The organism is Zhongshania aliphaticivorans (genome assembly GCF_001586255.1).
In the GTDB taxonomy this organism is placed as follows: domain Bacteria; phylum Pseudomonadota; class Gammaproteobacteria; order Pseudomonadales; family Spongiibacteraceae; genus Spongiibacter; species Spongiibacter aliphaticivorans.
This window is the reverse complement of record NZ_CP014544.1, coordinates 2897307-2916743: the sequence shown is the minus strand read 5'-3', so window position 1 is coordinate 2916743 and position 19437 is coordinate 2897307. Positions and strand designations below refer to the sequence as shown.

Sequence of the window (19437 nt, the reverse complement as noted above, 5' to 3'; positions counted from 1 at the left end):
CAATATTGCAATTCTCTAGCTATATGACGCGAACTCGTTTGTGACTTTGGCGGCGTAAGCGGGCTTTTAAGTCATGTAACGTCGGCTGGTTTGCGCTGCCTGGCTATTTTCTGGGTAGACTTTGTGTTCTTTCAAAATCAAGCTGAATTTATCAGGGTTCAATATGTGAGGTAAGAATTGGCCTCTTAATCTAATATCCAAAGTCCGTCGCCAGTGTAGCGTTCGGTGACCAGAATGGCCACCTCGTCAAACAGCGGTGCCCCAGCAATGATCACGCTTGATGGCTGCGCGAAAATATTGCTTGCGGATTCCTGAAGCAAGCTGCCCTCTAAATCGACTTGGAACAGGCTGCCGTTCTGCCAGTCAGTGACGACTAGCGTGTCTCCGACCACGGTCAGGTCATCCATGATGCCGCGCGGCGTGATATTTTCTGGCACCCCAGGGCTGCCGTCACTATTGATTGCCACCCGTGTAATTTGTCCGCCAAAACCGGGACGATAGTGAGTGACGTAAAGGCTTGTGCCGGTATGGACTATGCCATTGGGAAAATCTGGTAATGTTGCCAGCCAGGTGCTTTGAGACAAAACGAGGGTCGGATCAGTCGGGTCGATCGCTAGATGGACGATTTTGGGTTCTACCGCGACTGGGCCATCGGTCACGTATAAGCCGCTCGCCGTCGCTACGATCCCGTTGGGGAGTGTCATACCCGTTAGTGCGAAGCTAAATTCGGGTGCGGCGAGTGGGTCATCCAGTGACAATGTATACAGGCCAGAAAAGTCCGTAGGCCCACCGCTGCCAGAACAGAGCGCGTAGAGTGTGCCTTTATCTTCGGTTAGGCCACTGCAGCCGCTGCCGTCGGGTAGAAGGGCGTCAGCACGATACTCTTGGCCATCGCGATGTATCTCGTACAGGTTCGACTGGCCGCTGACGAATAGACGGCCATTGGAGGTGAATAAGCTATTTTCCAGTTGGGGTAGATTCACCAGTTGGCGTGGTGTGCCGCAGTCTAGGCAAATATCCTGAGCGGCCGTGCGACTTGCCGCATAGGGGCTTCCGCCACCGTTGCATGCGGACAATGCGACATAACTGACGGCGATAATGACGGGTAAAAAATACTTCATGGTGCAACCGTTATGGGTAGGTCGATCGTGCCGCTGATCGAATATAGTTTAGTAAGCCAAGCGGTAGACTTGTCTCGTTGAAGGCGTCGTAGTCGCCATATAGCAGCACTCGATGGGCAGCGGTATTAACGCTTGTGTTGTCGAATGACGCTTTACGATCATAATTTCTTGAACACCGGACTATTTTACATACCGAATAGTATCGGTCGATCATTAAACACTCAAGCCTCGCTAATTGATGACATGTCTTTAATACGGAGGGGCGTCGCAAGGAATTAATGGTAAACGCAGTTGCTGCCTGATCTTATCGGGCTGCTCGTATGACGTGGACTGTATAGCAGCGACCTTCAGTGATATTCTCATTTGCTATATTCAGGTGTTTTGCCTTACTGAATCATAAAGCGGCAGTGAACCTGCTATTTTTATGTTTATTAAGGTCCCAAGCACGTAACGCTTCTAAGAGAGTAAGATTATGGCCGACTTAGTAAATTATTCCTTCTCTGATGGCATCGCTACCATCACTATGCAAAATGGCAAAGTGAATGCCATGTCGCTGCCGCATATTCAGGCAATTGGGGCTGCTTTAGACCAAGCTGAAGCAGATAAGGCGGTGGTTATGCTGGTTGGCAAAGACGGTATTTTCTCTGCCGGTTTTGATTTGTCGACTATTCAGCGTGACCCCGTGGAAGCGGTTGAAATGATAAAAGCCGGATCGTCCTTGTGTCGGCGAATGTTGGCATTTCCCTATCCCATTATTGGGGTGTGTACTGGTCATGCTATAGCCCAGGGTTGCTTTACTCTTATGGCTTGCGATTACCGCATTGGCATTGATGGTCCATTTAATCTTGGCCTGAATGAGGTTCAAATCGGGATGACAATGCATCACGTTGGTATCATGCTATCGCGCGCACGCCTAAGTAAGACATTTTTTGATCGTTCGGTCATCAGCGCTGAAATATACGACCCCGCAACGGCGGTTACCGCTGGCTTACTCGATAAAATAGTGCCTGCAGATGCATTGATGTCGGAGGCGCAGGCACTCGCTTTGCGTTTGTCAGGCTTAAATATGCCGGCGCATAAGGGCACTAAACTGAAGTCTCGCGCAACGTTGCTAAAAGAACTCGATTGGGCAATTGAGCAAGACTATTTAGATGGGAAAGCGCTTCTGCTTGGGCAATAAGTACATTGCCCGCTAATTCACAGGAATGAACGCTATTTCTGACAAATAACTCCCATACAGCGCGGCGTTCATTATAAAAGCGCGCTGTAAATAATAAGCATATCTAAAGTATCGGTGTCTGCGGGCAAGCAAGGCTACTCTGGTCTAGACTTGCTACTTAAACTGTGTGGAGCACGGCCCGAAGCTCCAGCGGTTTCGGAGCAAAATTAATTTACCTAAGCCTAGGAGTAAGGTGTGCGACAATTAACAGGTCTTGATGCCTCTTTTCTTTACCTTGAAACCGCTAATTCACCTATGCATATCGGTGGCTTCACTATTTATGACCCAAGCACTGCGCCTGGTGGCAAGGTTCGCTTTAAGCAGATAGTGGAACATATGCACCGCCGGGCGCGCCGGGTACCCGCGATGACCAGCCGACTGAAGACAGTGCCTTTTAGCCTTGATCACCCCTATTGGGTAGCTGACGGTGATTTTGATCCGGAATTTCATGTTCGCCATATTGCCTTACCGAAGCCCGGCGACTGGCGTCAGCTCTGTATTTTAATTTCCCGCATTCACGCCCGGCCGCTTGATCGCAGTAGGCCACTTTGGGAAGCTTACGTTATTGAGGGTCTAGACGATGTGGCTGGGTTTCCAAAAGGCTGTTTCGCTCTTTATACAAAAATGCATCACGCGGCGATCGATGGCGCCTCGGGCGTCGAAATAAACAGTGTATTGCATGACCTGTCGGCTGATTTTGCCACCAATGTGGATACCGAGGCTGAGCCGTTCGTCGAACAATCACCGAAGAAAACTGACATGTTGTGGCAGGCGCAAAAGAACACATTAAAGCTGCCATTTCGGTTTGTTGGGCTTACTAAAGACGCCGCGCCGAGTTTATATCAAGCGGCCAAAGGAATAATTAGCGGAAAACTCAAGCGCGTCAGCGGTATTCCGCGCACGCGATTCAATAGGAATGTATCGCCTCATAGGGTCGTTGATGCCTTGCGGGTAAGCTTTGAAGATATTCGAAGTATTAAAGCGGCCTATGCTCCAGTGACAATTAACGATGTGGCGCTGACAATAGTGGGCGGTGCATTGCGCCAGTATTTACTGGCTAAAAATGAATTGCCTGAATCATCGCTAGCAGCCTTGGCGCCAATTAATATCCGCACGGCAGATAAGCAGGGCGCGGCTGGTAATGAAGTCTCGCAAATGACTGTTCAGTTACGTACAGATATTGCAGACCCTAGAGAGCGTTTACTTGCCGTCAATGAAAGCACACGTAATGCCAAAGAATTAACCAATGCCATTGGCGCTAAGACCATGACGGATTACCTGCAGTTTACGCCGTCGACCTTAACCGCTTCTGCTGCGCGGCTATCAAGTTCATTGAGTTTGGCTAACCGAATAAGCCCATTTTATAACTGCGTTGTTACCAATGTGCCCGGGCCGCGCATACCACTGTATTTTTGTGGGGCAAAAATGTTGGTTAGTTTTCCGACCGGACCAGCAATTGATAGCGTGGGCTTGTTTCAAGCGATATCCAGTTATTGCGATGAGTTTACAATTACATTTACGGCTTGCCGAGAGATGCTGCCCGACCCTGAAATGTACGCGCAATGTCTACGCGACTCATTAGCGACATTGCTTGACGCCGCAAGACAAGAGGCGAAGCAAACGCCAAAGCTGAATAAGTCCGGCGCGCCAAGAAAGGCGAAAAGCGCAGCCTCAAAAAGGATTCATAAGGGCGCTCAAAATGACAGCCAGCAAGGACTAACTGAGCAACAGTGAGCGTCGCCTTTTGCTGGTATGGCGTTGCGTGAGCTTGTTTATAATGCAGACTTTTTGAACGTTTTGGCGAGCAGAGAGCCTAAAATGTTCGGCATTGTGCGCGCGACATAGTAAAGAATGTGAGCGTCTATTCCTACTCGTAGTTGCTTACGATTTTTACGCGCTGCATGCAATATTTTGCCTGCAACCATGTCGGCTTCTACACCCCAGCGAGTCGCCAGCGCGTAGTTTTTTCGAGCTTGGTCCATATTGTCAGATTCTTGTAGGGTCGCTGTCATCATCTCGGTCTTTATTGCACCGGGGTGAATGGTGGTAACACCAATGCCATCTGCTGCCAGTTCGGCACGGAGCGCTTCACTGTAAGCCAGTACGGCTGCTTTACTTGAACTGTATGAGGCCTGACTTGGCAGTCCATAGTAGGCTGCCATGCTCGATAAATTGACGATCTGGGCTTTGTCGGATTGTTTTAGTAACGGTAGAAATACACTGCAGCAATTTACCGTGCCCCACCAGTTAACATTGAATACTCGCTGCCAGTCTGCGTGGCTGTGGTTTGCCGCGCTTTTTTGCAGAGTAATACCAGCATTGTTAATCAGCAGGTTCAGCTTGCCATGGTGGGCCGACACTTCCGTCGCTAAACTTTGAACGGCCTCTAAATCGCCTATGTCACAATTATGAATGCTGACATTAACTGGGTGGGACTTTAGTTCCTGAGCAAGTCCGTTGAGCTTTTCATCGTTGATGTCGACGAGCGCTAAATGACACCCGGACTTTGCAAGGGCTTTGGCCAGGGCTGAACCCAGGCCTCCGCAGGCGCCGGTAATGAGCGCGACTTGATCGTTATATTTGCTGTGAACCTTAGGCATTTTAAAATTCCTTGCGCAGCTCTATACCAAAGGTGCGTGGGTCGCCTAAAGCGCGGGTAAAGGTACCGAGGGATTCAGCTGTACCGACCGCGCCAATGTCGTAACGTTTGTCAGCTAGGTTTTTAACGTAGGCCGATACGCGCAGATCGCTCATTGGGTCATTCCAGCTCAAACGTGCGTCTACCAGGCTATAGGCTTCTGCATAAATTAACTCGGGATTGGTTTGTGCAACTTGCCAAGAGCCGGCGTCTAGCCCCATATAGACTTCACTTTTATAGCTAACATCGATGCGCGGCGTAAATAGGCCATAGTCAGTAACGATGGTGTATTGCGCGCCAAATGATGCCGAGGTTTCGGGTGATACTGCAAAGTCTTCTTTAGAACGGTCAACGGGAACAAATTCACCGCGCAGTGCAAGGGCCGCCAAGTCGTTATCCATAAACTCATCGTATTTATAATTATTATTACTATAGGTAAAACTGAGCATCATATTTTCACTAGGCAGCCATAACACTTCGAGCTCGCCGCCATCGATGGTCGACTCACCGGCATTCTGCGAGGTAACAACCAAGGAGTTCGCGGAGTCGACGTTGACGGTGATCAACTGCATATTGGTGAAGCTCATAGAGTACAGCGCAATGTTCATACGCAGTGAGCGTTCTAGTGCATCGATTTTTATGCCAATTTCGCGGTTTTCCAATTCCTCTGGTGCTACTTCTGTTAAACCGTCTACCCCGCTGGGCTCATGGAAGCCGGATTTAAAGCCAAAGCTCCAGGTACCATAGACCATTGCTGAACTTAGCAAACCGTCGTCGAACCACTGTTCAGGCATTATCCAGGCCGCGGAGGTCATGGGTGTAAATTGTCGGAAGGTGCTGTCTCTGCTGTCGTATTGTGGCGCGCCGAGGGGCGTCTTTATCTCCCCAGGGAAATAGCTATTAAGTGCATCATTTGCGATTTGAATCGGGTCCTCGCTCCAGGTGCCGGCATAAGCAGCAACACCCATGTCTGGAACAACGGGTATGAAGCGCGGGTCGATACTGTTCAAGATGCTTAGCATCGCGCCGAGATCGGCTGAAAGCGTCACTAGGTCAGATTCACGAATTTCTTCGGTGTAGCGCCCACCCAAAGTCCATTCAATATTATCGGTGAGATGCCAGGTCGCTTGGGTGAACGCGGCGTAGGTTTGGCCGTTAATGTCGAAATCTTGCAAGGTGGCTAACGGAAGTATACCCGCAATCAACGGTAATGTTCCGCCAGGTATTAGGGTGCCAAGGTTAGGCAGATTTAATCCCGACTGGCCCGCGGCCAATGCGATCAAGGTTGATGACTCCGCGCCGACCAGCGGGTTACTGGTAAGAAAGCGCTCAGACTTGTACTCGTCCTGCCAGAAAAAGCCGGCGGTATAGTCAACGCTGCCGTCGAAGGCGCTGCCATTAAGTTGGAATTCTAGGGTTAGCGATTCCTGAATACTATCGTCAAGTACGAGTGCGCGCAGGAAGGGCTGCGGGCCACCTTCATCCGCCGCGCTTTGGGGGCCAAACTTAGTGGCATCTCGATAGCCAATAATGGTTTTCAGGGTGTTGTTTTCGCTGATCTGCCATTCTAGTGTCGTGCCCAAGAGCAGAATGTCCTGCGCTTTGACGGCGCGGAAACTGTCACCTTGATTGGTGGTGAGATCCGGCAGATTTTTACGATTATTAGCGGCGCAGTTGTCGCGGTAGGCGGTGGGGTTACTTGGGTCGGTATCGCCAGCCCAGAGTACGCCAAGACCATTTACAAATAGCGCATCCTCGTTAATGAGCTCGCAGTGGTAAGAGGGGTATTTCTCGCGAACTTTGCCATAAAAGGCGAGACCGTCAACAGTCAAATTGTCGGCGGCTTCCCAGCGAATTTGGCCAATCGCAGAAAGTCGGTCGATACTTTGGTTGCTGTCTGAGCCTAGGTTTTGTAGGAAGCCGTCTCGGCGGCGGCTGCTTACAGAGACTCGGCTTAGTAGGGTGTCCGAAATCGGTACATCAACTGCAGCGCGAACACTTTGTTCATTGTAATTCCCCATTAGCCCTTCGACAAAACCACCGACGGTGTCGCCGGGCTTAGTCAAATTAAAGACCAATGCACCGCCAGTATTATTTTTGCCAAACAGTGTGCCTTGAGGACCGCGCAAGACTTGAACGCTTTCAATATCGATGGTATCCAGCAGCTGGCCATCTGGGCGGGGAATAAAAATACCGTCGATATACACACTCACGGATGGGTCGAAACGCGCCATGTGTGCGCGTTGGCCAATGCCGCGGATGAATATTTGCGGTGAGGTGCTGTCGTTAATTTGCAGGCTTGGTACCGATTTGCTGAGCTCCTGGGTGCTCATAATGCCTTGCTCGCGAAGGGCATCGCCGCTGAAGGCCGTAACCGCGACAGGCGTCTCTTGAATATTTTCAGAACGCTTTCGAGCCGTGACGATCACTTCTTCGATTTGGCGCCTTGACGTTGCTTCTTCACGGCCACTGTCATCCTGCGCATAGCTGGGAATAGCGCTAGCTGAAAGTGCTAACGAGAGTGCCAGTAATTTATTGTTGTTCATATTGCAGCAGTCCTATTGTTGCGAGTAATTATATTTTTGCCAATGCATAGGGCAATAGGCGATTTAAGAGTGGGCGTAGTGGCGTAAGTCCAATGCGTACGGGCCGCATACGGCACGCCATTTCCCGCTCGTAATCTTCAAATGAATGGCGCTGAAACTGTAGAAGGCGCTGCGCTTCCGTGGAGTCCATCCAGTGGGTGTAGTAAATGCCGGTGCCCTTGTCGTTGTAGGGCAGGGTCAAAGACAGCGCGCTGAATGCCGTTTTTATAAAACGGTAGTGATTGATTTGGCAGTACTTACCACCGCCAATTAACAGCACTTTTCGGTTAGCTGCCGCTGATTGCGCGGCGTTGCACATCGCCAGCGCGACGTCCTTGGGGTGTACAAATTCTATTGGCGATTCGGGATTAATGTTAAGTAATTCATGTAGCGTGGCGCGGTCAGCTTTTAGCGTGCGTGCATCTACAGAAACACCTACTCGCAAAATCACCCATGACAGAGGCGAACCTTTTAATGTTTTCTCGATTATTAGCTTGTGACGAGTGTAATTGTCGCTCGCTGTTACACGGTCTGAAATACATTTGGCGGCTTCCCCAGGCAGCGATTTCCCGAATACGGTCACTGAGGAGGGGAAAATTAGACGTGGTGATGTCGAGCTGGCTTCCATGCTTTTTATCAGGTTTTGGGTCGCAACGACGTTAATCGCTTCAGCCAGTTCGGGCTGGTTCTCCGATAGTGGCGGAAGTAGTGAGGCGTTGTGGATGACGGCGTCGACACCCTCCAACAACTTTGGGTGCAGCGTCGTGTCGCAAATATCACCTAAGATAACTTCACAGCGATTGTGGTAACGGCGTTTTAATTTTTGGTTATTAGCGTTGTCCAGATCGAAACAGCGCAGTTGATGGCCCTGCTTTAGGGCCTCTTCAATACACATCTGGCCGAGATTACCAAAGGCGCCGGTAATAAGAATATTCATAGTACTGAGGCATCTGTAAATTGAGGGCAGTGGATGCCTTGGGGGCTTTCAATTGTGCCTACGCACAGATTGCAGTGGGTGCAGCGACTTTTAAAACTTGGCTCGGCTGCGAGTTTTTGCGGCAGGTCGGGGTCGGCTAGAAGCGTGCGACCTAATTGGATGAAATCGAAACCGGCGTTCAGTATTTCGCTAAAGTTTTCGCCGCTCGTGGCGCCGCCAATATAGACAAGCTTGCACTTCACCACATTGCGAATGCGTTTGGCGTGCTCTAGTAGATACATGTCGTAGAAGGGCAGGCTTGGGAACATTTTCTTACCCATGAGCCGCAGTAAGAATCGCATGATTCGATTGCGTTCATAGCGTAATAGCGCGGGTAGAATGCTGTCACCGCGAAACATCAGCATTGGGTTCATGGTGCTGGTGCCGTTGCTGGGGATGATGGCGTCAATACCAGCCGCATCAAGTGCTTTGCAGATTGCTAGCGAGTCGTCGTAGTGAAGACCACCTCGGCGCCCCTCTGACATGGTTATCTTCGCGAGAATAGGGAAGTCGTCGCCGACCGCGGCCCTAACCGCCGCAAGCACCCGCAGGGGGAGTCGTAGACGGTTTTCTAAACTGCCGCCATAATTGTCTTTACGACGATTAGTGAGCGGACTAAGAAACTGGCAGAGGCCGTAGCCATGGCCGAAGTGAATTTCTAAAGCTTCAAAACCTACCGACTTCATGAATTTTGCAGCCTCTCTATAGGCCTCTACCATGTGGTCAATGTCGCTCAGTGTCATGGTGTCGCAAAACCACATACCCTCGGCAAAACCCAGTAGATTTACGCCACCACTGGGCCCTTTAGGGCGGCCTTTCAGCGTGTGATTTTTGGAGAACGCGCCGCAATGGCCCATTTGCCCAGCCACTTTGCAGTCGTGTTTTTTAATCTCTTGTACGAGCCGAGTTATGTCACTGCGGAAATCCTCATGCATGGTGAGCATGTCGGCATTCAGGCGTCCGGCGTTTTCTACCGCGCAATAGCCGATGGTTGTCATGGCGATACCGCCACGCGCGAATTGCGTGTGAAAATCGATCAGGCTTTGGCTAGGAATACCGTTAGGGCTTCGGTTTTCAAAGGTACCGGCCTTAATAAGCCGGTTCTTCAGCTTAAGCCCGTTCAGGCTCGCATTACTAAGCGCGGTGTTGCTGCTGTCTGACATAGAGCCTCTGGTCTTATTATTACTGGTGGTGTGGCGCCGGCGGCCCCGCACAATACTAAAATTGCATGTTATATAGTCGTATTATATAAGTCAATTATATGGAATGTGCAAAAGCCAATCTGTATACTTTGCGCTGGTTCATTTGAAGTGGAAGTTATCTTGGGAAAAAACGCCGCAAGTCCAAAAAAGCTCGGTGCCAGTGCGGCGGCCGCTAAGCCAAAGCGACAGACCCAAGCAGAACGCCGCGAAGCTACTCAAGCCATGGTGCTGGAAAGTGCTTGTCGAATTTTTGGTGAAAAAGGCTTCGCTGATACGTCTCTCAAAGATATAGCTGAGGATCTAGGGCTTACCATTACGCCGATCTATCATTATTTTGGCAATAAACAGGCACTTTTTCTGGCGGTTACTGAGGCGATGGAGCTTGAGTTCACCCAGCAGATCGAGGGATTTTCCTTTAGTTCTGAAAAAATAGATCTCATCGAAATTTGGGATATGCTGATCGAAATGACTCAGCGCCCGAATTTTGTCCGAATTGTATTGCGTGATGCGCCGATTATTCTAGGTCGTGAGCGCTGGGAAGATACCAGCGTTGTTCAGGCCGTATCCAGAATATTCCAAGACCAATTGTCGCTCTTATACGAGAGCGGCAGTTTAACCAAGCCCTTGTCCGAAAATGACGTCGTGCTACTGCAGCGAATGTTAATTGGCTGCTTTTCTGAGGCGGCACTAATGCTTGTCGCAAACCCGGATTATGATAGTCGGCCGCTGATGTTGCGGGTATTGACGCTATTCGGCGGTGTGGAGTCGCAATAAACACCGTTTATCATTGGTCCGCTGCAGTAACAGTGTCAGTTTGCGGTCTGCCCGCCATCAATCGCCAATGTTGTGCCGGTTATATACCGAGCTTCGGCTGATGCCAAATAAGCCACTGATGCCGCAATTTCGTCGGCCTCCGCCATGTCCATCAAGGGCATTAAACGCATAAACATATCCATATTCGCGTTATCGGGCATGGTAAATTTCTCAGTTAATGCCGTTTTCACTGCTCCGGGACAAATCGCGTTAACACGAACGCCTCTGTCGGCAAACTCAACTGCCATTGACTTGCTGAGCATCACTACAGCGCCTTTGCTGGCGCAATACGCGGCGTTATAAATTTGGCCAACCAAGGCAGCGGATGAGGCCATATTAACGATATTGCCCTTTGTCGCAATTAAATGTGGCATCGCCGCTTGGCTGAGGAAAAACACGCTGTTTAAATTGATGCCCATCATGCGTAGCCAGTCTTCTTCGCTTACCTCCGCTAGGTGTTTAGCAACGGCAATCCCCGCGATATTGCACAGAACATCAAGCTTGCCCCACCTCTCTACGGTTGCAGTAACGGCGGCGCGGCACTGTTCAGAGCTGCTCACATCCAACTTGATAAAAGCGGCGCTTTCCGAATTTGTAAGTAGTTCAATAGTTTGCTGTAAGCCGGCCTCATCAATATCAGCCAGCATCAATACCGCACCTTCGGCGGAAAGTCGCAGTGCGGTTGCTCGACCGATGCCTGACGCAGCGCCGGTGATTAAGGCGACTTTGTTATGAAACCGCTTATCGAAAACCTGCATGATTAATCTCCTCGCGGGGAATGCACAGAGGTGCTATTGATAAAGTGATCTTAATAAACAGGCCTTAAGATACCTGAGAGGGGAGATTTAGATATAATCCTAACTGCTTAGTTTTAATTTTTTGTTAGGAGTGAATTTAACTTTATGACTAATATTGCAAGGCATTGCAGAAATAGGTAAAAATATCGCTACCAATATCACTTGCTAAAGTTGTTAAACGTAGTAATCTCCTAGCATGGACAAACGATCTTACTCTATTCAGCAAATCTCCTTTGGCGCACGGGAACTCTATCCCGTTAGTGCCTTCCTCCCTATTGGCGGTTAAGCGCAGTATTGTCTTAATCGCCCGAAAATAATCTGCCATACAAGCGACTAGCTCGGAGTATTGTCAATGCTCGAGCCTTATTTCTATATGCACTGCTTTTGCTAGGTGAGGGTTTGTTATGCCTATTGAAAATGAATTGATTATTTCTGAATCTGACTACGAAAAATTGTCTCGGTTAATTAAAGTCAGTCGATCAGAGGCGACCGTCGCCCTTGATGCTGAGCTTATGAAAGCGGATGTTTGCCCCGATGCACTCATGCCCGCCGATGTCGTTTCGCTATACAGTAAAACACATTTCAAAGATGTTAAAACGGGGGCGAAGCGTGTCGTGACAATCGTTATGCCCTGGGAGTCCAGTATCACGGAAATGCGCATATCCATTCTGTCACCGGTCGGAATAGCACTTATCGGTGCGCGGGTGGGGGCGATAATTGATTGGCCGTTACTGAACAGCAGTTCGGTGAGCCTGAAAATAGAAAAGGTGTTGCGCGCGGTGCCAAAGGAATTGTCCAATGCATAATTTGGCATTCTGGAATAATGCTGTGGAGTTAATCGACAGCTTGGCGGGTATTGATGCGGGTAAACGTGAGGTATGTCTTGACGAGGTGTTGAACACATTTACAGAGATGTATCGTGGTCGCTTTGATCCCAGCGAAGACTTTGAAGAGTATGTGTTGGTGACTCTTGTCGATAGGTTTAGTCGAGCGCTGCCCGATCCGAGTGGTACCGCACCACTAACATTTAGTGATGGTATATTCCGATAAAAAATATTTGTTCTAAAAATGACGAATAGGGGCGTAGAAGTACAGACGAGGGCACTTTAGATTCTGGACTTCTACACATTTTCACTGCTGCTATTTAGCCTAAAAATGCCTGGCCGCCGTCCAGAGCGATGCTCTGTCCATTTACATAGCGGCTATCATCCGAGCACAAGCTCACTACGAACTTGCCGATATCGTCTTCGCAATCGCCAAGACGCTGCATTGGAATACTCGCTAAGTACGCAGCGGCTTCTTCGGGCCTGTCTTTTATCCACCATTCAAGGCCCGGCGATAAGGCGTGGGGAAGAATGACATTCGTGCGGATACCGTCTTTACCCCATTCACAAGCTGCTGCTCTCGACAGTGAGCGAATTGCTTCCTTGGTCGCTGCATAGCCGCCATAACCCGACATGTCCCAGCGTTTTCCGGCACTGCTAGCTAGGTTGATGATACAACCATCGCCTTTTAGGTGCGGGAAACAAAGCTTCATTAGACGGAAGGTGGCGATTGGTCCGGATTCAAAGCCAGCACTCAATGTTTCGTCTTCTATTTCGTGCAGGCTGCCTAAGGGGACTTCTTGGGCATTGTTTACCAAAATCTGAATGCCGCCATAATGGGCAACGGTGGTAGACACCAATGATTCCAGCGCATTGCGATCTTTGATGTCGCACTCTACGGCTAAGGCGTCGCCGCCCCGCTTGGTGATCTCTGCGCAGCTTGATTCAAGTTTCTTAAAGGTTCGCCCCGTTACCACCACTTTGGCACCTTCGGCGGCCAATGCGAAGGCAATACCTTGCCCTACACCCTGACCCGCGCCGGTAACGATCGCAACTTTGCCTTCAAGTCTTCTCATTGTAATATCCTTTAAAAATTGGTCTAAGTTTGTGGTCAATTAATTTGCTTTCGCGTGTAAATATTGTGATTAAGACTTTATGAATTTGCTCGCGAACTTATGCATTTGCTCAATTTTTTGCTCCGTACTGAGGGTGTCTGGTGTGCCATCGTAGGCGTTGCGGAAGGCGATGTGGCATTCGTTAATGCCGAGTTTGGCTAGCGTATCTTGCCCAGCTGTGGAGTAAGCATCGGCGGAACTAACATGAATAACGAAGGGAAGGTGGTCGCGCTGATACTGTTTGCGAAATTCATTTAATTTACCTATCAAAACGCCGTATTCTTCTATGCTCGCACCGGCGCCAATCCAACCGTCGCCAAGGCGCGCAGCGCGTTTTAATGCCGCGTCTGAGTGTCCGCCAATAAGAATAGGGATGGGTGTTGCCGGGCTTGGGCAAAGTTGCATACTTGCTATTGATAGCTGCTTGCCGCTATAGCTAAAAAACTCACCGCTCAGTAGACCTCGTATGATTGCTATCTGGTCGTCAAGGCGCTGGCCACGTGCCTCCCATGGCACATGGCAACCTTCAAAGTCTTCGGGCCACGGGCTGATTCCCACACCGAAATCAAAGCGATCTCCGCACAGGGCTGCCAGTGTCGCCAGCTGTTTAGCGACAACCAGCGGCTGGCGAACTGCGAGCTTGTACACCGAGGTGTTAAAGCGTAGCCGTTTTGTTTGTCCCGCCAAAAATGGAATCGTCACCAAGGGTTCAACAAAGGGCATATCTTTTAAGAACTCCCGCGAACCGTCGCCGTTGTAGGGGTAGTTTGCCGATGAGTGTTCTGGGTAGCAGAGGCTGTCGGGAAAAGCCATGCTATTGAAGCCGAGCTCTTCTGCCGCTAAGGCTAGGGCTACATATTGCTCTGGAGGACACATACTTGGGTTATAGCTAAATTTCATTTTATTTATCTCGTCGTCTACAGCCCGTTGGCTGCTTCGTTCTAAAGTCAGGTTCTTATAGTAAAGATCCCGCTTCAGCTTGCTTAGAACAAATACGTTCAAATTTAATAACGAAATACACCGTAGCAATATGTCTCGCCGCTGGTCTGGGCAATATTTTTCGGTCATTTCCGAAAATTTAGCTGCGCGGCGGGGGTGAAGAAATGTATATAAAATTAGATGTTTTTGTCGGCGGAACCATAGGAGGCAGGCGATACCATGCTTGAAACATGTGCATAGCCTGAAATTCTGCAGATCAGTTATCTTGCCGTTGGCAGCAGTATTGAATGGTCTTTGAGTCCACCGTGCACTTTATTTGTGTTTCAACAAGGAGAACAGCTATGGGGAAATTCATTGTAACCGGCTCCGCCTCGGGTATTGGTGCCGCAGTCTGTTCACGACTTGAAGATGATGGCGAAATGGTGATTAAAGTCGATCGCCACAACGCTGATATCGTCGCAGACCTTGCGACAGCAACAGGGCGCCGAGCCGCGTTGCAGGCTTGCTTAGCGCTTTGCAAAGACGGTTTAGATGGTCTTGTTTGCTGTGCTGGTATTGGTAGCACTAGTCCAGATGTGGCCATGATTCCACAAGTTAATTTTTTCGGTTCGGTCGAATTGTTACGCGGCTTAAAAGATGCATTAGCCGCGCGGCGCGGATCGGCGGTGTTGGTGTCGTCAAATTCGGCGCCGCAAGATACAGATCCCGATTACGTCAGTGCCTTGCTTGCAGATGATCAAGAGCAGCTGCAAGTGAGTTTAGCGAATATCTCTGGTCACGCAGCTTACAGTGGTTCTAAGCAAGCCATTGCCCTTTGGATGCGGAAAAATGCCCCTGAGTATGCTCGCTCCGGAGTGCGCTTAAATGCGGTTGCGCCGGGCTATACCCGGACGGCAATGACTGAGGCCACGGAAAACGATCCAAACTACAGCGCCGCGATTAAAGACTTTTTAGCGACAATCCCTCTGGGCCGTGCCGGTAATGTGAGTGAAATCGCAAATGTCATCGGTTTCCTGCTTTGTTCAGAGGCGAGCTTTGTTAGCGGTTCGCTACTTTATGTGGATGGTGGTCATGACGCCATGTTTCGCCCCAACGCAATATAGGAATAGATAATGGCAACAGCGAAAGAATATGGGCTTGGGCCCCATCAATTTCCCCGTGGCTGGTTTGTTATTGCTGAGGCGAGTGAGTTGCAAGAAAAGCCACTGGCGTTGAAATTCTTTGCCAAGGATTTTGCGTTATACCGAGGGCAGAGCGGCAAGCCGGTTTTACTCGACGCACACTGCCCACATATGCAGTGTCACCTCGCCGCTGATAGCGCGATTATCGCCCGTGAGGGCGCGCAAATTGAAGGTGATTCTATTCGTTGCCCCTATCACGGCTGGCGATTTGCTGCCGATGGTAGCTGCGACGATATACCGTATTTTGACGGCCCCAAGCCCCGTTCGGCCAAGCTGGAAAGTTATCTGGTGGAAGAGCGACTAGGCTGCATATGGATGTGGCATGACCCCGATGGCAAGGAACCGGATTACCCGGTGCCAGATTTGCCGCACTGGCAGAATACGAGCTGGGTAAAATGGCAGCTGGATCATTTGGGTGAGTTAGAAGTCCACCCTCAGGAAATCATCGACAATATGGCTGATGCCCGTCATTTAGGGCCAACCCATGGCGCGCCGTGTGAATATTTTGAAAACGAATTTAAGGATCATGTTTATATTCAGCGTCAGGGCGGCTTGCATCAGGAGTACCAAGCGATGCTGCGCACCACCACCTGGTACGAGGGGCCTGGGATCCTGCTTTCGCATCAGATTTTTGGTGACATCGAGAGTATCGAAATGATCGCCAACACGCCGGTGGAAGATGGCTGCGTAAAATTATGGCATGGCTTAATGGTCAATAGTGGCAAGGAGAATCCGACCATGGCGGATGTCGACCGGGCGCGGGAACTGCAGGCCGGCGCGCTGGCGTCTTTGGCTGCGGATTTTGGTATTTGGAAACACAAAAAGCCGGCATTTAGGGTTTTACAGCTTAAAACCGATGGCCCATTTTCTCTTGGGCGCAAGTGGTATACCCAGTTTTACATGCCTCGTGAGGCTGTGATCGCGGTGCAAACAATGGTTAATGGCGTGCATGGCGTCCTCGGTTTGGCCGAACCGCCTCCAGAGTCACTGTTGCACAGACAGGTGTTGGCTGATACGTAGTGTGCGCTTACTCGACAGACGCCGCCCTGACCACTTATGCGCATTATTGTGAACGATTATGTTCTACCTAATTTGTGCCTTCAGAGTACTGTGATTACCGTATCACTAAGCAGCGGAACCGCATTATAAAAAGGTCCGTATTAGTGATCTGCTAACAATATAATATTAATGAAATTGGAGTTATGGCATGAAGAGATATTCATCTACTGGTGACTTTAAGTTGAAGGCGCTTCCCCTGGCAGTTTCACTGATGAGTGCACCGCTATTTGTGCCCGTTGCTTCAGCTCAAGTTTTAGAAGAGGTCCTGGTGACGGCCGAGCGCCGGGTTGAATCTTTACAAGATACCCCGATTGCGATGACGGCAATGACCAGTGACAACATAGAAAAGCGTGGTATTAGTAATACCGACGATATGTTTGCCTCATTGCCTGGCATGGGTGGTTATTCAGCGCCTGGCTCGCGGGGTATTACCAGTCTTAGTATCCGCGGTATATCTGGTGGCTCGCCAGCGAATATCTCGCTTGATCCTGCGGTGGGCATGTATCTGGACGGCGTTTATGTTGGCAAGATGCTCGGCTCTGCCTTAGATCTCGCGCAGATTGAACGAATAGAGGTCTTGCGAGGTCCCCAGGGCACTTTGTACGGCCGCAATGCCACGGCTGGTGCAATGAATATTATTTCAAGAAAGCCGCTGGGTGAGTTCGCGGTAGACGTAACGGCGGGTATTGGCAATTACGGTCAGCAAAGCCTGAAGACCAATATTGATTTTGATTCGATTGGCCAAATTGGTGAGGGTGCCGGTAAGTTGAATGCGGCTGTGAGCTTTTTAAGCAAAGAACGCGATGGCTTCTATAAAAATTATTCCGGTGGCGAAGACTTCGACACCATCGACCGTCAAGCCTGGCGTGCCGCACTACGTTGGCAGCCTAGCGAGGCACTTACCGTTGATTATGTGTATGACCACAGCGAGTTGGATGAGGTGAATACGCTGCAAAAAACGGTTGGCTTTACTGAAGGGCCGACGCTTGGTGGTGATCGACTAAGCTTCCTGCGTAACACGGTGTTGCCTGCGGCCACCGGCTTGGCTTCGGCGCCGGGCGCTGACCCGCGTATCAGCGCTCGTTGGTTACCTTCAATTCAGAAAACGATTGACGCCTATGAACGGATATTGGCTGCCGGTGAAGGCCGGCCAAGCGGTGGCGGGGTAGAGGTCACGCCGACGACGCAAAGTGAGGTCGACGGGCACGCGTTAACGGCCGAGTGGCAGCTAGGTGAACGTGGCGCCTTGGGTGACGTCACGCTTAAATCAATCACTGCGCAACGCGAGACCGAAACCTATGTTGCTGGCGATCTCGATGATATCGATAGTAGCTTAGATGCCAATGGTATTGGTGTTTATAACGACGGTTTACACGCCGTTTTACTTCAGTATTACGGTGGCAGCAGCGGTGCTTCATTCCCGGGTGTAGATGCGCTCTGGACGGCGGTAGACCAGCTTGGCGCTGGTCACAGCATGCAAGATACGCTCTCGGAATATGAGCAGCTCTCCCAGGAGTTCCAAGTTGTCGGTGCAACCCAACAGTTTGATTACGCCCTAGGTTTGTACTGGTTTGAAGATGAAGCAAACTACGACCGCCGCGCTGCCTTTTCAATGCCACTCGCGGGGCGCGATGCCCAGCGATATACACTGGAAACCGAGGCCTTGGCCATATATGGGCAAGGTACTTACCGCTTTGCTCAATTAGAAGATCGTCTCGCCTTGACGCTAGGGATGCGCTATACCGAGGAGGAAAAGGCAATTGCCTATGACTTCGGTGCGGTGGCTACGCCATTTGGTAATAAGCCAGCGCAAGCCCTATCGCGCGATGAGAATTTTTACAATTTTAGCTACAACGTAACTGTGGCATACGATATCAGTGACGATATTAACAGCTTTATTCGCTATGCAACCGGCTACCGCTCGGGTGGCTTTAATGGCGAAGTTTTTAATAATAGTTTTGATGAAGAAATTATTGAACAGCTGGAAATAGGTGTTAAGTCCGACTGGTGGAATAATCGCTTGCGTGTGAACGCTGGTCTCTATACTTACCAGTACGACGACCTGCAAACGAGCGTGTTAGAAAGCTCTGGTGGTGGCGTAACATCCTCGACCATTAATGCCGGTAAGGCAGATCGTTGGGGTAGCGAGTTAGAGGTATCTGTAGCACCGATTGAAGATATGATAGTGAGTTTGGCACATACCTACATCAATGGTGATTTTGAAAAGTACCCAGACACCTGCGCTAATAACCAGTGTATTGATGGCACAAAGGAAGCTAAACGAGGTAACTCACCAAGCAATAAGGTCAACGCCAGTGTGGACTATACCTTTGCGAGTACCGCGATTGGCGATTTCAATGTGTTTGCTGATGCCAGTTGGCAGGACACCTGGGAGCAGGTTGCGCTGTCGCCCTCGGTGGTTGCTAATACGCCATTTTTGTACACGAATAGCTCAATGGACGCACGAACGGTCGTTAACGCGCGCCTCAGCCTAAGTAAGATTCCTGTTACTACTGGCGATTTGATGGTGTCGTTGTGGGTGAATAATCTTACCGATGATGACTATCCGTCTTATGGCGTTAACTTTCAGGGCTTGGGTTTGATTAGTGAGCAGTATGGTGCACCACGCACCTTTGGTATGGATATTCGCTACCGCTATTGATTTGGATTTGCCAGCAGCTTAACGCTGCTGGCAAAATTACCTACATCGTGTTTTTAATTTTAAGAAATCGAAATCCCAATTTTACTTCTTTTCTCCTTTTTGTCTCTTCGCTTTTCCTTCAAGCTCTTAAGTGGGGCTTTTTTGTCAGAAACTTTTAACTTATCCTTTTTCATTTAATCACCTTTCGATTATTGATTTATTAAATAAGCTTCACTAAGCCACTTTTTAGTGAATTTTTGATGTGAAATGATCACGCTTATAGTGGCAAATTAGAGACTTCAAGGTGCTAACCCTCCTTATTCCCCT

At 49.7% G+C, this 19437-nt stretch carries 16 protein-coding genes; 8 read left to right on the top strand and 8 right to left on the bottom strand.

Annotated elements, in window-relative coordinates; genetic code table 11:
* Positions 1-185: 185 nt before the first annotated feature.
* Complete coding sequence (locus tag AZF00_RS12970; protein ID WP_008248690.1) at positions 186-1121, bottom strand: SMP-30/gluconolactonase/LRE family protein; 936 nt, start codon at positions 1119-1121, stop codon at positions 186-188.
* 472 nt (positions 1122-1593) lie between these two features.
* Here AZF00_RS12970 and AZF00_RS12965 point away from each other — a divergent pair, with 472 nt between their 5' ends.
* Both AZF00_RS12965 and AZF00_RS12960 read left to right on the top strand, forming a co-directional pair.
* Complete coding sequence (locus tag AZF00_RS12965) at positions 1594-2301, top strand: crotonase/enoyl-CoA hydratase family protein (RefSeq protein WP_008248691.1); 708 nt, start codon at positions 1594-1596, stop codon at positions 2299-2301.
* A 234-nt stretch (positions 2302-2535) separates the two neighbouring features.
* Positions 2536-4074: a WS/DGAT/MGAT family O-acyltransferase gene (locus AZF00_RS12960; protein ID WP_008248693.1), complete on the top strand. Its 1539-nt coding sequence runs from the start codon at positions 2536-2538 to the stop codon at positions 4072-4074.
* A 38-nt stretch (positions 4075-4112) separates the two neighbouring features.
* Here AZF00_RS12960 and AZF00_RS12955 read toward each other — a convergent pair whose 3' ends face one another.
* The 4 genes from AZF00_RS12955 to AZF00_RS12940 are packed head-to-tail and all read right to left on the bottom strand — an operon-like array spanning position 4113 to position 9702.
* Positions 4113-4940 (bottom strand): SDR family NAD(P)-dependent oxidoreductase, encoded by an 828-nt coding sequence (locus AZF00_RS12955; protein WP_008248694.1) that lies wholly within the window; start codon positions 4938-4940, stop codon positions 4113-4115.
* A gap of 1 nt (position 4941) precedes the next feature.
* Complete coding sequence (locus tag AZF00_RS12950; protein WP_008248695.1) at positions 4942-7524, bottom strand: TonB-dependent receptor; 2583 nt, start codon at positions 7522-7524, stop codon at positions 4942-4944.
* 28 nt (positions 7525-7552) lie between these two features.
* Positions 7553-8500: an NAD-dependent epimerase/dehydratase family protein gene (locus AZF00_RS12945; protein WP_008248696.1), complete on the bottom strand. Its 948-nt coding sequence runs from the start codon at positions 8498-8500 to the stop codon at positions 7553-7555.
* Positions 8497-9702, bottom strand: a complete 1206-nt coding sequence (locus tag AZF00_RS12940; RefSeq protein WP_008248697.1) for an NADH:flavin oxidoreductase — start codon at positions 9700-9702, stop codon at positions 8497-8499. Before AZF00_RS12940 ends, AZF00_RS12945 begins: the two co-directional genes overlap by 4 nt.
* Before the next feature lie 159 nt (positions 9703-9861).
* Between AZF00_RS12940 and AZF00_RS12935 the strand changes: the two genes are divergently transcribed.
* Positions 9862-10515: a TetR/AcrR family transcriptional regulator gene (locus tag AZF00_RS12935; protein ID WP_143829363.1), complete on the top strand. Its 654-nt coding sequence runs from the start codon at positions 9862-9864 to the stop codon at positions 10513-10515.
* A 35-nt stretch (positions 10516-10550) separates the two neighbouring features.
* Here the strand turns inward: AZF00_RS12935 and AZF00_RS12930 are convergent, their stop codons facing one another.
* Positions 10551-11312, bottom strand: coding sequence for an SDR family NAD(P)-dependent oxidoreductase (locus AZF00_RS12930; RefSeq protein ID WP_008248699.1), 762 nt, complete (start codon positions 11310-11312; stop codon positions 10551-10553).
* A gap of 443 nt (positions 11313-11755) precedes the next feature.
* On the opposite strand from AZF00_RS12930, the gene AZF00_RS12925 reads away from it, so the two are divergent.
* Together AZF00_RS12925 and AZF00_RS12920 are read left to right on the top strand one after the other, a co-directional pair.
* Positions 11756-12157: a GreA/GreB family elongation factor gene (locus AZF00_RS12925; RefSeq protein WP_008248700.1), complete on the top strand. Its 402-nt coding sequence runs from the start codon at positions 11756-11758 to the stop codon at positions 12155-12157.
* The gene (locus tag AZF00_RS12920; RefSeq protein WP_008248702.1) at positions 12150-12401 is read left to right on the top strand and encodes a hypothetical protein; all 252 of its coding nucleotides are present in this window, start codon (positions 12150-12152) and stop codon (positions 12399-12401) included. Before AZF00_RS12925 ends, AZF00_RS12920 begins: the two co-directional genes overlap by 8 nt.
* Positions 12402-12495: 94 nt before the next feature.
* Here AZF00_RS12920 and AZF00_RS12915 read toward each other — a convergent pair whose 3' ends face one another.
* Both AZF00_RS12915 and AZF00_RS12910 read right to left on the bottom strand, forming a co-directional pair.
* Entirely contained in the window at positions 12496-13251 is a 756-nt protein-coding gene (locus AZF00_RS12915; RefSeq protein ID WP_008248704.1) for an SDR family NAD(P)-dependent oxidoreductase, read from the bottom strand.
* A 69-nt stretch (positions 13252-13320) separates the two neighbouring features.
* Entirely contained in the window at positions 13321-14190 is an 870-nt protein-coding gene (locus AZF00_RS12910; protein ID WP_008248706.1) for a TIGR03619 family F420-dependent LLM class oxidoreductase, read from the bottom strand.
* A 380-nt stretch (positions 14191-14570) separates the two neighbouring features.
* On the opposite strand from AZF00_RS12910, the gene AZF00_RS12905 reads away from it, so the two are divergent.
* From AZF00_RS12905 to AZF00_RS12895, 3 genes are all read left to right on the top strand, one after another.
* On the top strand, positions 14571-15332 hold the full coding sequence (locus tag AZF00_RS12905) for an SDR family oxidoreductase (protein ID WP_008248709.1): 762 nt from the start codon (positions 14571-14573) through the stop codon (positions 15330-15332).
* Positions 15333-15341: 9 nt separating this feature from the next.
* Complete coding sequence (locus AZF00_RS12900; RefSeq protein WP_008248710.1) at positions 15342-16430, top strand: Rieske 2Fe-2S domain-containing protein; 1089 nt, start codon at positions 15342-15344, stop codon at positions 16428-16430.
* 187 nt (positions 16431-16617) lie between these two features.
* The gene (locus AZF00_RS12895; RefSeq protein ID WP_081482632.1) at positions 16618-19131 is read left to right on the top strand and encodes a TonB-dependent receptor; all 2514 of its coding nucleotides are present in this window, start codon (positions 16618-16620) and stop codon (positions 19129-19131) included.
* Positions 19132-19437 lie beyond the last annotated feature (306 nt).